14 protein-coding genes and 1 pseudogene are annotated in these 13,562 nt (G+C 70.9%); 7 read left to right on the top strand and 8 right to left on the bottom strand.

Annotation, left to right across the window (positions count from 1 at the left end):
- Positions 1–318 precede the first annotated feature (318 nt).
- The 3 genes from OHA84_RS01480 (at position 319) to OHA84_RS01470 (ending at position 3,481) form a co-directional block, all read left to right on the top strand.
- The gene (locus OHA84_RS01480; RefSeq protein ID WP_266977249.1) at positions 319–897 is read left to right on the top strand and encodes a SpoIIE family protein phosphatase; all 579 of its coding nucleotides are present in this window, start codon (positions 319–321) and stop codon (positions 895–897) included.
- Positions 898–1,337: 440 nt separating this feature from the next.
- Positions 1,338–1,841: a hypothetical protein gene (locus tag OHA84_RS01475; RefSeq protein WP_266977248.1), complete on the top strand. Its 504-nt coding sequence runs from the start codon at positions 1,338–1,340 to the stop codon at positions 1,839–1,841.
- 1,310 nt (positions 1,842–3,151) lie between these two features.
- Positions 3,152–3,481 carry an STAS domain-containing protein gene (locus tag OHA84_RS01470; RefSeq protein WP_266977254.1) on the top strand — a complete coding sequence of 110 codons (330 nt, stop codon included), beginning with the start codon at positions 3,152–3,154 and terminating at the stop codon, positions 3,479–3,481.
- A gap of 578 nt (positions 3,482–4,059) precedes the next feature.
- Here OHA84_RS01470 and OHA84_RS01465 read toward each other — a convergent pair.
- The 4 genes from OHA84_RS01465 to OHA84_RS01450 form a co-directional block, all read right to left on the bottom strand.
- Positions 4,060–4,491, bottom strand: coding sequence for an ATP-binding protein (locus tag OHA84_RS01465; protein ID WP_323182109.1), 432 nt, complete (start codon positions 4,489–4,491; stop codon positions 4,060–4,062).
- Between the two features lie 44 nt (positions 4,492–4,535).
- Complete coding sequence (locus tag OHA84_RS01460; protein ID WP_266977247.1) at positions 4,536–4,697, bottom strand: PGPGW domain-containing protein; 162 nt, start codon at positions 4,695–4,697, stop codon at positions 4,536–4,538.
- 264 nt (positions 4,698–4,961) lie between these two features.
- Positions 4,962–6,284, bottom strand: coding sequence for a Na+/H+ antiporter NhaA (nhaA, locus tag OHA84_RS01455; protein WP_266977245.1), 1,323 nt, complete (start codon positions 6,282–6,284; stop codon positions 4,962–4,964).
- A gap of 172 nt (positions 6,285–6,456) precedes the next feature.
- A complete protein-coding gene (locus OHA84_RS01450; protein ID WP_266977243.1) occupies positions 6,457–6,660 on the bottom strand; it encodes a hypothetical protein in 204 nt (67 codons plus the stop codon).
- Between the two features lie 528 nt (positions 6,661–7,188).
- Between OHA84_RS01450 and OHA84_RS01445 the strand changes: the two genes are divergently transcribed.
- The gene (locus OHA84_RS01445) at positions 7,189–7,377 is read left to right on the top strand and encodes a hypothetical protein (protein ID WP_266977241.1); all 189 of its coding nucleotides are present in this window, start codon (positions 7,189–7,191) and stop codon (positions 7,375–7,377) included.
- Between the two features lie 53 nt (positions 7,378–7,430).
- Here the strand turns inward: OHA84_RS01445 and OHA84_RS01440 are convergent, their stop codons facing one another.
- A complete protein-coding gene (locus tag OHA84_RS01440) occupies positions 7,431–8,225 on the bottom strand; it encodes an IS5 family transposase (RefSeq protein WP_371591292.1) in 795 nt (264 codons plus the stop codon).
- A gap of 538 nt (positions 8,226–8,763) precedes the next feature.
- A pseudogene (locus tag OHA84_RS01435) lies at positions 8,764–8,892 on the bottom strand (HD domain-containing protein); the annotation flags it as partial.
- Here OHA84_RS01435 and OHA84_RS01430 point away from each other — a divergent pair.
- Entirely contained in the window at positions 8,887–9,330 is a 444-nt protein-coding gene (locus OHA84_RS01430; RefSeq protein WP_266977237.1) for a hypothetical protein, read from the top strand. The pseudogene OHA84_RS01435 and the gene OHA84_RS01430 sit on opposite strands and share 6 nt — an antisense overlap.
- Positions 9,331–9,370: 40 nt before the next feature.
- Here OHA84_RS01430 and OHA84_RS01425 read toward each other — a convergent pair whose 3' ends face one another.
- On the bottom strand, positions 9,371–10,171 hold the full coding sequence (locus OHA84_RS01425; protein WP_266977235.1) for a hypothetical protein: 801 nt from the start codon (positions 10,169–10,171) through the stop codon (positions 9,371–9,373).
- Positions 10,172–10,449: 278 nt separating this feature from the next.
- Between OHA84_RS01425 and OHA84_RS01420 the strand changes: the two genes are divergently transcribed.
- Together OHA84_RS01420 and OHA84_RS01415 are read left to right on the top strand one after the other, a co-directional pair.
- A complete protein-coding gene (locus OHA84_RS01420) occupies positions 10,450–12,024 on the top strand; it encodes a prenyltransferase/squalene oxidase repeat-containing protein (protein WP_266977233.1) in 1,575 nt (524 codons plus the stop codon).
- Positions 12,015–12,680: an HAD family phosphatase gene (locus OHA84_RS01415; protein WP_266977231.1), complete on the top strand. Its 666-nt coding sequence runs from the start codon at positions 12,015–12,017 to the stop codon at positions 12,678–12,680. Before OHA84_RS01420 ends, OHA84_RS01415 begins: the two co-directional genes overlap by 10 nt.
- A 205-nt stretch (positions 12,681–12,885) precedes the next feature.
- Here the strand turns inward: OHA84_RS01415 and OHA84_RS01410 are convergent, their stop codons facing one another.
- Entirely contained in the window at positions 12,886–13,551 is a 666-nt protein-coding gene (locus OHA84_RS01410; protein WP_266977252.1) for a hypothetical protein, read from the bottom strand.
- Between the last annotated feature and the right edge of the window lie 11 nt (positions 13,552–13,562).

Raw genomic sequence — 13,562 nt, 5'->3', positions numbered from 1 at the left:
GAGCGGCGTGACGCGACCGCACGAGATTCAGGGGCGGCAGTCAAGGACGTCGTCGATACGCGATGCGTCGGCGGCCCAGGCCGCGCGAAGCTCCGGACACATGCAGACAGGCCCCGGGCCCGGGGCTTTGGTCTCCAGCCAGGAGGTAGCAGTACGCGCAAGGCCGACATCGGTATCGTCAGCCGCCCGGGACTCAGGCCCACCCGTCCAGGAGATGCCCCCGGGTCCGCCGACGCGGCGCACGCCTGGACCGCAGCCGGCGGGGCCGTCGGAGCCGCCGTCATCGACGGCATCGGCCACAGCACGGAACTTCACGCCTTGGTCCCTGTACTCGCCGTCGACGCCGCCCGCCGGACAGCATTACGTCACCCCATGGCCGGGCTGATCGGAGCCGCCGAGCTCCTGCAAAACCCCGGAGCGCCACGCGGGGGCCCGGACGCGGTCGGGATCACCGCCCGGGTCAGGCCCGACGGCACGTGGATCGCGTGGGCCGGGGACTGCCGCGCCTACGGACTCGACCCCGACACCGGCATCCTGACCCGGTACACCACCGACCACACCGTCGCCGCCCACTACGCCCAGCAGGGCATGCCCGCCGACGAGGCCGCCTACTCCTCCGAACTCACCGTCAGCTTCAGCGACCTCTCCATCGCGGCCCGCAACGAAGCCCCGATCCCCAAGGGCCACACGGTGATCCTCACCAGCGACGGCGTCCACGACCAGATGGACCCCACCGTCCTCAACACCCTCGTCCAGGGACACCACAACGACGCCCAAGCACTCGCCGAGGCCCTGGTCGCCGCAGCCGAGGCGGTCATCGAGGACGGGCAGCCCTACCGCGACGACGCCACCACCATCGTCATCCGACCGCTGCCGACCCCGCCCGACACCGCATGAGCACCCGGTAGTCCCCGGCACCGGTCACGCACTGAAGGGCTCCGCCTCGATCCCGAACACCAGGACCAGCGTCGCCGTTCCGTAGGGCCGGCCGGCCCTGGGAACGGTTGAACGACCCTCTGGCCAGAACGCACGCCAACAAGATCAAATGGAAGGACGGCCTGACAGGCGACGACGGGACGCAGAGCGGGCAGAATCGCGACGGTATGGATTCACCAACTCTCCCAGGACCTGCACCTCGCCGTGTTCCCGAGGGCAAGGGCCGCAAGCCGATCCGATCGCGTGTCCGGCATGGCAGCCCCTCCTGCGCCGACTACGGCTGCACGCGTCCCGAGTGCATAGCCGCGGCACGCCGGGATCGTGCCCGGCGGACCAGGGAGTTGAGGGCCGGCCGACCCGCCCGGGTCCCCGCGACTGATGCCGGCGCCCGTGCCCGCCAGTTGCAGGAGACCGGCCTTTCGGCCACCGACATCGCCGAGATCTCGGGCGTCGCCGTCATGGTCGTTCGACGCCTGCTCCGCCCTGCCGGGGAGTGGCCGGCCATTGTTCACCGGGTCACCTCGGAAGCCATCCTCGGCATCCCGCTCACCAGTGCGGTCAAGCGGGATCGCCTCCTGCCCGGGCTGGTTGGCGCGGAAAGGGCCGCCACCAGCCTGCAGGATCTGGACGAACGAGGATGGCCGACAAGCTTCTTGGCCGCGCGGCTGGAAACCACACCGCACACGCTCGCCGTCATCCGCGGCCGGGAACGCCGGCGCCTGGCCCTTGCTCTGGACCGCAAGATCCAGCGCCTGGCCGCGCTCTTGCTCGCGAGCGAGCCGGCGGATCACGGCATCGCCGAGCACCGAAGCCGCCGTACGAGGACCGCGGCCCTGCGACGACGAGCCACACTGACACAGCCCATGTCCACGGCCCTGCGGAAGGAGCCGGGCCAGGTGCCTTGAACAGCTCATCCCGCCGCCCGGTGGGGGCCTGTTCCAAAGAGGGGCGCTTCCTGGGCCGTTACGTCCAGGCGCAGACGCCGGAAGCGCGAAGGATGTCGGTGGACGCCGCCGTGGTCGACGGCGGTGTCGGCGCTGATCTCCGCCACCAGACGCGGGTCGACAAGAACGACGTCCAGGACGTCGCGGGAGCCCCACGCCGCCGAGAACCGCGCACCCGTCCACGGATGCCCGGGAGATGCCGCCGTCAGACGAGAATGCCTGCTGCCCGAGTGCGGCGTCCGTCGGCGCGAGGATGACGGAGACCAGGGCTAGTTCCCACATGATGAGGCGCGCCGCCCCCGGACGCTGCGCGGGGCGACCGGTACGGGCACGGGCTGCGGGCGGTCCTCAGTCGACGGGTTCCACGGCGGGGAAGGTCCAGGTGCCGTCGAGGATTTCGGGGCGTGGCCGGTAGAACCGGACGGTGTAGTTCCAGCCGTCCATGAGGTGCAGGCGGTTGGGCCGGCCGTCGGCGCACCCTCCGTGTTTCGGGCATCTGTCCCGCGCACGGGTGGGGCAGTGGAGGCCCGGCGGACCCGTGAGGATTGCCGGGGCTGTGTCGGGCTGCTGTACCGCATCTTCGAGGGGTGAGCCTGTCCGAGCGCGGCCCTGCCCGGCGCACTCCATGTCGGCGCGGGTGCGGCGAGCCTACCGGGCACCGAAGCAGGTTTCCCGACGGCCAGCCGCGCCGCGAGACCCCGGGGAGGGCGAGGAGCGCGGACCCTGGCCGCAGCGGTGGGTGTTGTGGGCCGTCTGGCGGTCCTTGACGGGCCGTGCAGACCATCGGCGGTCAGGATGGCTTCCCGGCAGGCACCTCCCGTGGGGGGCCTTGAGTGCCCTTGTATCCGGCCATTGAGCCGTGGAGACGGCCGCGTGTGTTCCTGCCGGCGGCGTTCTGGCGAGCGGCTCGTGGCAGAGTAGAGACCGGATGGCCGCCGGACCGAATGGAGCAGGTGGTTACCTGTAGTAATGCGCGGAGTGAGAGGACACCGCTGCCGCTGCCGCGCTTCCGCTTCCGGCTGCGGATGCGGCTGCGGCCGACGATCCGCCGCCTACCGCCACCCCCTGCGCTTCAAACGGCTGCGCCTGGAAGTCACGACGGCCGACGTCCCCCGGTTCGGGGCCGGTCGGGCCGTCTCTGCCGGGTGAGTTCCGCCGCACGGCTTCCTGTGTTTTGGATCATGGCCGGCCCCTACCCTAAGCGCTCAGTTTCGTGGGTACGGTGACCCGGAACCGGGCGCGGCAGCGTGCCGCCGACGAAGGGGAGCGGTGTGGAGCAGCAGGTACGGGTACTGCCCGACGAGAACGGAGTCCGCGTCATCGTCTGCGTGGGCGACTTCGACGCGGAGACCCTCGGCAGCCTCAAGGCGGCCTCCACGGCGGCCATCGACGACCCCAGGGTGCGGCGGATCGTCCTGGACGTCGGCGCCATCACCTTCGCCGACTCCTCCATGCTCAACGTGATGATCCTTCTGCTGAACACCGGCCGTCTGGTCCTGGCGGGTACGGTGCCTCCCCAGTTGGGCCGGCTCCTGGATGTCACGCAGGCCGGCCAACTGTTCACGACCGCCGACACCGTCGAGGCGGCACGCGTCCTGTAGGTCTTCTCTCGCGGTGGTCGAGAGGCGACTGCCGCTTGGCGTCGGGCGGGCGTGGACGGGGAGTGAGCGTGATGGTGCGCGGTACGCCGAGGCACCCGTGCACGCGGGGTGGGCGGGGGCGTGCTGGTCGCGCGTTTCTCGGCCGCCCGAGGCGTGGGCCGGGCGACGGTGGTCCCGGGGTGTCCTGCCCGGGGCCGGTGGCGCACCGGTGACGGCTGCGACCTGCCGCCCTCGTGCCCAGCACGGCAGGTCTCGCCGCCTGGGTTTGAGGTCGTTCGCCGGCCGTGTCGAGGCCTCCGATTCCGGCCCTCTGGTCTTGGCGGGCCGTCGATGGCCGCGATCGACGCGAACGTAGCGACCCGGTCCCGGGCGCTGGAGGCCTCGGCACGAGGCCCGACGGGCCGTGAGAGTGCGGGGCCTCTCGGGCGAGGGGCGTCTTTCCCCGTTGCCGGCCGGGCGGTGAGAACAGGGTTGGGCCGGTGACGTTTGTCGGCCTGCGCCGTGGGTGTCTTCGTTGGGGGTCAGATCGATGGAGGCGGTGATCCATTTGCCGACGGGTTCACGGTGGATCTGGAGGGTCAGTGCTGCGGCGATGATGATTTCCATGCCGTGCTGCCCGACCCGGGTGGGGTCGGGAGGCAGGATGGTCGGCGGGTTCGGGTGCTGTCCCAGACGGCCACGTCCACGCACTGGTCACGGACTTGGAGCGTGAGCAGGCTGGGGCCGGGGGCGTATTTGCGGGTGTTGGTGAGGAGCTCGCTGACGACCAGCTCCACCAGGTCCTGGGCCTGGTCGGAGACGGGCAGACCGTGGACGTGGTGCAGGTCGGTGAGGAAGCGTCGGGTGAGTTCCCGGGCGTGGGCGATCGGTTCGAGGCCTTCGAACTCTGCGGACAGCGAGAAGGCGTCAGACCCCGGCGCCGTGCGGAGTTCGGTCCCCTCCGCCTTGTCATTCGCCGGCGGCTGTCGTGCTGCCGGGCGATCATGCTTCCCGGCCCGCTTCCAGGTCACAGTCGTAGGTCTTTCGGTTGCGGGAGCGGGGATCGCAAGGGTGGTCAGCGGCGGGCGGCACTCATGGCGAGGCCGGTGATGAGCAGGGCCAGGCCGATGACGAGTACGGGGAAGCCGGGTCCGGGCAGGAAGTACATCGCCACCCCGGCCGCGGTGAGGGGCGCGCCGATGGCGGCCATCACCTTCCCGATCTGTCGTTCCGACATCTGCTGCTCCTTGCTCGGGTGGGTTGAGGTGGCCGGGGTGTCGCGGCCGGTGAGGAAGGCGGCGTCGAGTGCCCCGACGAGCAGAGCCCAGACCGCCGCCCAGCCGCGGCGTCCGTTGTGCCGGCCGTCATGGCCCGGGGGCTGGTGGTGAACGCCCGCTGTCGGCGGGCGCTGCCCGGGTGGCGGAGCTCGGTGGTGGCGGTGCGGGTGACCAGGGCGGCGAGGACGGTCGTGGGCGCGAGCAGGGGGCGTCGCCGCCGGTGATCAGGTGTGTTGTCCGTCGGTGTGAGCGGCGGCGCCTTCGGGCCCCGTCGTGTCGTGCTGGTAGATGTCGGGGATGCCGTCGTGGTCGGCGTCGAGGTTCTCGGCCTCGTACAGACGCCGGTAGACGGCGTTACGGCGCCGTAGCAGGACGGCGGCGAGGATCGCGGCGATCAGGGAGGCGACGAGGACGGCGGCCTTGACGTGCTCGCCGGTCTGGGTGCCGGGAAAGGCGAGTTCCCCGATCAACAGGGCGACGGTGAAGCCGATCCCGGCCAGGACCGACAGGCCGAGCACGTCGGCCCAGGCGAGGTCGGGGTTGAGCTGGGCGCGGGTGAAGCGGGCGGCGAGGTAGGTTCCGGCGAAGATCCCCACCGTCTTCCCGACGAGCAGGCCGAGCACCACGCCGAGGGGCTCCGGGTCGGTGAACACCGCGCCCAGTGCCGGACCGGAGATGCTCACCCCGGCGGCGAACAGCGCGAACAGCGGCACCGCGACACCCGCGGAAAACGGGTGGACCAGGTGGGAGACCCGGGCAGCAGGCGACACCTCTTCGCCTGGATCGCGGGTGGTGCGCAGGATGAGGCCCATGGCGACGCCGGCGACGGTGGCGTGGACGCCACCGTTGTACATCAGCGCCCAGATCGCCACCCCGAGGGGCACGTACCACCACCAGCCGCGTACGCGCAGCCGCTGGAGAAGGTAGAAGAGGACCAGCCCCGCGACGGCTCCGGCGAGGGCCCAGGGGTTCAGGTCGTCGGTGAAGAACACCGCGATGATCAGGATCGCGCCCAGGTCGTCGACCACGGCCAGGGTCAGGAGGAAGGCGCGCAGCGCGGCCGGCAGGTGGGTGGAGAGCACCGCGAGGACGGCAAGGGCGAAGGCGATGTCGGTGGCCATCGGAACCGCCCAGCCCGCCCTGCTGCCTCCGCTCGCCGTGACAGTGGCCAGGTAGAGGGCCGCGGGCACGACCATTCCGCACACCGCGGCAATCACGGGCAGCGCCGCAGTGGCCCGGGTGCGCAGTTCACCGACGACCAGCTCGCGTTTCAGCTCGATCCCGGCAACCAGGAAGAACACGGCCAGCAGCCCGTCCGCCGTCCAGTGCCCCACGGACAGGTCCAAGCCGAGCGCCGGTATCCCGAAGTGGAAGTCGCGCACGGACGCGTATGCCGCGCTCCACGGGCTGTTGGCCCAGATCAGAGCGGCACACGCGGCGGCGAGCAGGACCAGGCCGCCGACGGTCTCGGTGCGCAGGGCGCGGGTGATGGCCTGCCGTTCGGGCAGGGGCAGCAGTCCGAGGAAGGGGGAGCGGGTGCCGGCCATGGCAGTGGCCTCCGGGTGTCGGCTGGACGAGGGCACACTGCCCCCAGGACGCCGACCAGACTTCCCGGCACACCGCGCGCCACTCTTGACGCGTTCCTTACACCGTATCCACCGAATGGCCGGGCTGTCTGCCCAGGGCCGCCTCCCGTGATCATTTGGTGTCGGGTTGTGATCAGCCCTGGCGGGAGGCGCACCACCAGGCGGCGATCGCGGCCAGGATGAGTGCTGCTGCGGCGATGAGCCCGGGCCGGTCGCCGGGCGTCGCGTAGAGGACGGCACCGGTCACGGTGAGGATCACGCCCACCACGAAGAGCGGCGAGGCGGGGCAGCGCAAACCCCGGGGGGAGGGGACCGGTCCGATACGGGGGTGGCTCATTCGGGGCTCCTGGCAGGGAGAGCTTGTTCGACACAGCGTCCCACGACCCGTCGGCCTCGTCCGCCGGTTGTGGCCGGTCTCTCGTCCTCGTGCGGGCCCAACCGCCTCGCAACACGGCCATCCGCACGTGCTGAACGCGATGATCAGCGCCGACACTGCCGACGAAAGAGCCGTCCCACCGCCCGCGCCTGGACGTCACGACGGCGGCCGTCCCCCGTGTTCGGGGAAGGCCGTCCCGCCGCAGCCGACTGAACCAAGCACGGGCCCGCCATCGCGACGGCCCGGGTTCGACCGACGTCAGGGTCCTCGTTCGACGTCGACGGCATCAACAGGAGCGTGCTCACCACCAAGTACTGGCCACCGCAGACCAGATCAAGCACATGAGCGACCACGTCGGCCGCATCGTGACCGGCCACCTGGCCACGTTCCTCAGCCCCAGCAGCACCGAAGCGATGGTCGACCCCAGCGAAGGCCGATGGCGGACTCCGGGCCACCATCGGCGTGAAGGCGGCGAGGGAGGATGGGAGGGTGTTCCCCATCGCCTCCACGCTTGAGATGCTCGACGGTGACTGGAAGATCAGGAACGTCATCACCGGAAACCTCAACGTGGGCAAGCACCTGCGTGACCTCGCGACGGAAACGGCAGGGGCCGACGGTGACCCGCTCCCGAAGATCCTCGCCCGCTTCGCCGCTCTCGCGGAGAGCGGACTCGCCTAGAGGAGCCGCGTTGTCGGCAGCCGGAAGCAGCCTCGTCGAGCTAACTGATGGTTTCAGAATGAGGTTCGGAGTCGGCGTAAGCAGATGATGCTGCAGGCCAGTTGGAGCAGGCCGAGGTGGAGGTCGGCTCGTATCTCGTAGCGGATGCGGAGTCGTTTGAACTGGTGCAGCCAGGCGAAGGTTCGCTCGACGACCCAGCGGGTCTTGCCCAGGCCGGATCCGTGAAGTGTGCCGCGTCGGGCGATCTTGGGTGTGATCCCGCGGGCTCTGAGCAGGCGCCGGTACTTGTCGAAGTCGTAGCCGCGGTCGGCGAAGAGCCGGCGGGGCCGGTGACGTGGCCGTCCTCGAAGCCCGCGGATGCGGGGTATCGCGTCCAGCAGGGGCATGAGCTGGGTGACGTCGTGACGGTTTCCACTGGTCAGGGAGACGATGAGTGGGGTTCCGTGGCGGTCGACGATGAGGTGGTGCCTTGCTGCCGGGGCGGGCACGGTCGACCGGCGAAGGTCCGGTGTGAGCCCCCCTTTGAGGGCTCTGACGTGCGAGGCGTCGATCGCAACGTCATCCATGTCCAGCAGCCCGGCCGCCCGGAGCTCGGCCAGGAGGACTTCGTGGAGGCGGGGCCACACTCCGGCCTCGGTCCAGTCCCGAAGCCGACGCCAGGCCGTCACACCACTGCAGCCGAACCGCTCGGCTGGAACGTCCCGCCAGCTCACGCTCTTGCACAGCACGTAAACGATGGCCCTCAACGCCGCACGATCGTCCACCGGCCGACGCCCCGGATACCGGTGCCGGCGAGGTGGACGTTCCGGCAGTAACGGGGCCACACGTTCCCACAGGTCATCAGGCACGAGATCAGCAGACACACCCCAGATCCTGCCGACACGATACCCAACTGCCAAGCCCCTCAACGAATCTCATTCTGAAACTATCAGTAAGGCACCGGCCTGACAGGGTGCGGTAAGACTGCGGTGGTGGCGGCCCACCGGCTACCGGCCGGCCCGCACACCACTGGTCCGGGAGCGTCCGGTGGCTTTGTACACGAGTACGAGTAGCGACGTCGTTTTGACGCGTCATTCGGAGTAGCACGCTCGCGCGAATAGGCGGTGTTCACGAGAACGGGAGGCACTTCGCGGGCCCCCGCGGAGCGGGTGGAGGGTACGCGTCGGTTGGGCAGCGCCCCGCCGGGCTTCGGCGTCTTGGTGGCGCGGGACCGGGCGGCCAGGCCGCCCCGGGGGGACTCCATCCACGGCGTCGGCACTGCGTCACACACGGTGCCGACGCCGTGGATGCGAGGAGGCGGGTTTTCGGTCTTGGGTTTACTGGGCGCGGGGCACAGCGTCGAAGATCACGGTCATGGCGGCGGTGTCGAGCCCGTTCCGGGTGTCGGTGCGGGATGTCGCCGATCCGGGTCTCCTGGGTGTCGTGGAAGAGGCACATCAAGGCGACCTTCGCGGGGTCCACGCCCTCCATCATGGCCAGGACGGCGCCGACGATCCCGACCCGGAACGAGTGCTCCTCACGGCCCTGCGCCTGCTCCAAGAGCGAGGCGAGAGGGTCACCGTCCCCGCTCTAGCACTGGTATGTGCCGAAATCGAGGGAAGCGACCTTCCCGCAGCCCGATCCGCCAAGCCTTTCAGCTCGGTACCGATCGCCCTTGCCAAGGTCCACCGCCGTGCCGAGGCCGTCGAGGGCCTCGACATCGAAGCTCTGTCGAAACTCGCCCCCGCGGCCGACGACGTCTTCGAGGAGATCGCCGCCGGCTACGAGGAAGCCGTCAAGCGGTTCCGCGCGGCGAAGAAGCAGGCCGCCGCCGAGAGGAAGAAGCGCGAGAAGTCCAGCGCCAAAGCGCGGGGCCGCAAGCGGGGCCGGGGCCGCGGTGAAGGGCAGGGATCAGTACCCGCCGGCTACGTCAGTTTCCCGGACGGGGCGACGACCCGCCGCACGCCGTCGTGAAGGGATTGCCAGCGGCGCCTGTCGCTCAGGGGACTGGGGGTCAGGCGTTCTTGCGGTTGCCGTGGTCGTCGCAGGGCAGGTCGGCGGCCGGGTGGTTCATGGTGAAGTCGCGGGTGGCCTGTCGTTCGGCTTCGGTGATGGCGGTGGGTTGGACGTCGATGATGCCGCCGAAGGGCCGGTCGACGTCGCGGATGATGCACAGCGTTGTCGTCAGCAGTGCGGTGATGATGACGAGGGTGAGGAGTTGGCCGCGGTTGTTGCGGCGGGGGAGGCAGATGCCGAGGGCGATGACGGTGATGGCCAGGGTGGCGAGGAGGAACCAGAGGATGGCGCTGGGGATGCTGGCGGTGGCCTGGGTGAGGCGTTCCTCGCGCTCCTCCGAGCGCTTGTTGTCGGCGGCGATGAGCATCCCGAAGACCGGCTTGCCCTCCACCTCGCGGAAGACTCGGCGGAAGTCGGTGGACCACACACTGGGAGCCGGCGAGCCGTGGCCGTCGGCCATCGCGGGCCACTCCTGGACGCGTACGGCACGGGCGTAGCAGACGGCGTCCGCCTGGACCCTGGCCCGCTGCGCCGCGGGCGCGTATTCAGCTGACTCGACGAGCTGGTCGACAGCGCGGGCTTCGCCGCGTGAGGCGACCTCGGCTTTGCCGTAGGACCCGTTCGCGGTGACGAGGACGAAGGCGAGCAGCAGCACGGTCAGCGTCAGCAGCGGGCCGACGAGGTCTTTGACGGCCATCCCCGTGTCGTCGTCCTCGTTGAGGAGCCGGGGCCGCAGGAAGCGGTTCGCGGCCAGGCCGGCGAGCAGGGCCAGTACGGCCACGACGATGACGAGGGCCACGGGTGGATGCCTCCGAGGGGCGGTTTGGCGGGTTCCCGGTGCGGGCGGGCGCCGTGATCATGACTGAGCGGGTGAGGGGAGCGGAACAGCGGAAACGATCGTTCGCCCCCGCACGGGGGACACCCCTTGCGCCAGCGGGAGCAACCCCCGCTGAGGGCTGCGTTCGTGGGATTCGGTTCGCGTACGCCACCGGTTCGTGTCGTTTCGTACGGCGGACCGCAGGGCAGCCTCGCCCGGTGCTGAATCGGATCTTCACGGACCGTGGCGGAAGGGCAGGCATGAAGCCGGTCGATGTGCGGGCCGGCGAGCGGGTGCCGGATGCCCGGCCCGCTTCCGCCGGGAACGCGGTGGTGGCGCGGGCCGGGCGTTGCCTGGACAGGGCGGTGGAGTTCGCCCTCGAAACGCAGGCCGCTGACGGGGCCTGGTACGTCCCCTCGGAGCCGCGGATCCTGGAGAACGCGGTCGTGGCCTGCTCGCTGGCTGGGCTGGAGCGGGCTCATCACGCGCGGGAGAGGGCGCTGTGCTGGTTGGAAGGTGCCGTGCCGCAGCGGCATGATCCGTTCGTGGCGGCCGCCGACCAGTGGCTCGCCGCCCTGCACCGCACCGATGACCTCACCGCGTTCACGGCTGGGCTCCCACCGGGGGGACGGCCGTATGCCCGGCGGGCCTTGTACCTCGATGCCCTGGGCTGCGCGGTCGGCGCCGCCGGGGCCGATGCCCGCCGGCTGCTCGACCATGCCGGGGCCGCGCTCGGGCACGATCGCGGGCGCCGGATCACACCGTGGCAGCGGGCCATGCTGCTCGCCTTCGAGGCCCTCGCAGGTTCCGCTCTGGGCATGCCCCTGCCCCGGGACACACTTCAGGAGTGGGCCCGGTCGCAGTCGCCGGACGGCTCGTTCTACGGAATGCCGCTGGTGACGGGGATGCTCCATCTCGCCCTGACCCGGACGGCCCCCGACCACCCGATGACCCGTCGGTGCCGCGCGGCCCTGCTGGCGGCCCAGCAGCCTGATGGGACGTGGCGTTTCCTGGTCAGCGAGGTGTGGGACACCGGCCTGATGGTCCGCGCGCTGCGCGGGCAGCCCCTCTTCGGCTCCGGCGCCCTTCCGGCCGCTGTGGGCTTCCTCGCTGCGGCGCAGAAACCTGACGGGGGCTGGGCGTGCACGGCTGCGCTCGCATCCGACAACGACACCACTGGCAACACCCTCCTCGCGCTTGCCGGTACCACCCCGCCCGACCGGGTCCTCGCTGCCGCCGCCCGCTACGCGCGCAGGCACCAGACGCCCGAGGGCCTGTGGACCACGTGGCATTCCAGCGACGACACTCCGGCCCCCGATGTCGTCGCCCACATGACCGCCGGCATCTGTGCCGCGGCCCTACCGGGGATCGATCTCGCGCCGGCCCGCCGCTGGCTGGCATCACGCGCCACCGCGGAGGGTTGGACCTCGGACTGGTATCTTCCGCCGGCTTACGGCGCCGCCGAGATCGCACCGGCGCTCGCTCCGCACCCGGCCGGTCGCGCCGCGCTCCCGGCGCTCCTGGCCTCCCAGCAGCCCGACGGCGGCTGGCCTCGGATCCCGGGCGAGCCCTACTCCAGCCCGACGGCCACCGGCCTGGCCCTCACCGCCCTCACCACCAGCGGACACGACCCCCACGGCGAGGCCGCCGTCACGCGCGGGATGAGCTTCCTCATCGACTCACAGAACGCCGACGGCAGCTGGAGCGACCGTCCGGTCATGTACGGACCGAGGCCCTTCGCCACCGTGACCACCACTCAGGTCCACGCACTGGCCGCCCGCGGACTACGCGACGCACTCCACGCGGCCTCCCACCGTGAAGAGGCATGCCCGTGACCCCACACCCCACCCCAACTCCCGACGACGTCGCCACGCCCGCCGAGGTATGCGACTTCCTGGCCGCTCATCAGCCGGCAGCGTGCGTCTTCGATTTCGACGGCACCCTGGTCGACACCAGCACCATCAACACCGACGCCGCCCGCGCCACCCTCAACGACCTCGGACTCACCGTCCCCGAGCCATGGCTGCGCCAGGCCCCCCTGGCCGACCTCGCCACCCTACGCGACCGTCTACGCACCGACCTGGGCTTGTCACTACTCTGCAGCGAGAGGGAGTTCGTCGACCGGGCCCGCGCCCACTGGCTCGCCCGCACCGGCCTCGTACAGCGGGTGCCGCGGGTGACGGCCCTCGCCCGGCACCTGGCTTCCTCCGTTCCCCTGGCCGTGGCCTCTGCCAATGACGGACACGTCGTCCGAGCCGGCCTCACCGCCACCGGACTGGCCGACCTCTTCGAGATCGTCGTCGCCCGCGAGCACGTCACCCGTCTCAAACCCGCCCCCGACGCCTACCTCCAGGCCGCCGCACAGCTCGCCGTCCCACCCCACCGGTGCCTGGCCTTCGAGAACACCGACGAGGGAATCGCCGCAGCTCTCACCGCCGACATGCCCGTGATCGACGTCCGCCCCAGTAACTGGACCATTCACACTCCATGACCCTGCCCATCTCATCGACGGCCCTCTGGGCGCCACCGCGCTTGGACGGCGGCGCCACGGCCGACGACGCGTGCGGGGGCCGACCCGTGCGACGACCACCACCTGGTCCAGCTCAACCGACACCCACCGCGGCCGCCCTCTGCGAAGCGCCTGGCGACGGGCCCAGGCAGCTCGCCGCCGCCTCGGGCCCCGCCTGCCTGGTGATTCAGGTGTAGAGGAGGGAGGCGGAGGAGGTGGTCGCTTCTTGGCGGCCGGGTGTGGTGTAGGCGAAGTTCAGAACGGTACGCCGCACCCCTGGCCTCGCGAGTGGGGTGACGCGGTGGGCGGTGAGGTCGCTGCGCAGGAGGTATCCGTCGGCCGGCTGGTGGTGGACGCGGCGGGCACCGGGGGTGTCGAGGGCGGCGAGGTCGGCGCGGCCTGGGTGGAACTCGAGGAGTCCGCCGTCGTCAGGGCGGGGCGGGGCTTCGAGGAAGAGGACCAGGGCGAGTGGGTAGTCGTCCGTGTGGGCGCCGTGGGTGTCGCCGGGTTGGTGCAGGATGTTCAGGACGTGGCGTTCGACGGGGTCGCGCACGGCAACGACCCTCTCGCCCAGCAGTACGCCCAGCAGCCGTGCCAGGTCCTGGTCCTGGTAGAGGCGGGTGATCGTGGGGGAGTGGCGGGCGATGTGGTGTCCGCCGAGGGTGGTCATGTGCCGGGGGCTGTCGTCCATGCAGGGCATGCGGAAGTCCCGGCGCACCGCGTCCGCCTCCAGCCTGCTTGTTTCGTCACCGAGCTCCGTGAGTCCCTTCGGGCTGAGCAGGCTGGGCAGGGCGAGGTAGCCGTCGGCGGTGAACTGCTGACGCAGGGGTTCCCAGCGCGAGGGCGCAGGCATCGTGAACACGG

Source organism: Streptomyces sp. NBC_00513, from assembly GCF_041431415.1.
Classification (GTDB): domain Bacteria; phylum Actinomycetota; class Actinomycetes; order Streptomycetales; family Streptomycetaceae; genus Streptomyces.
The sequence above is the reverse complement of the archived record's forward strand: the minus strand, read 5'-3'. Positions and strand labels throughout refer to the sequence as shown.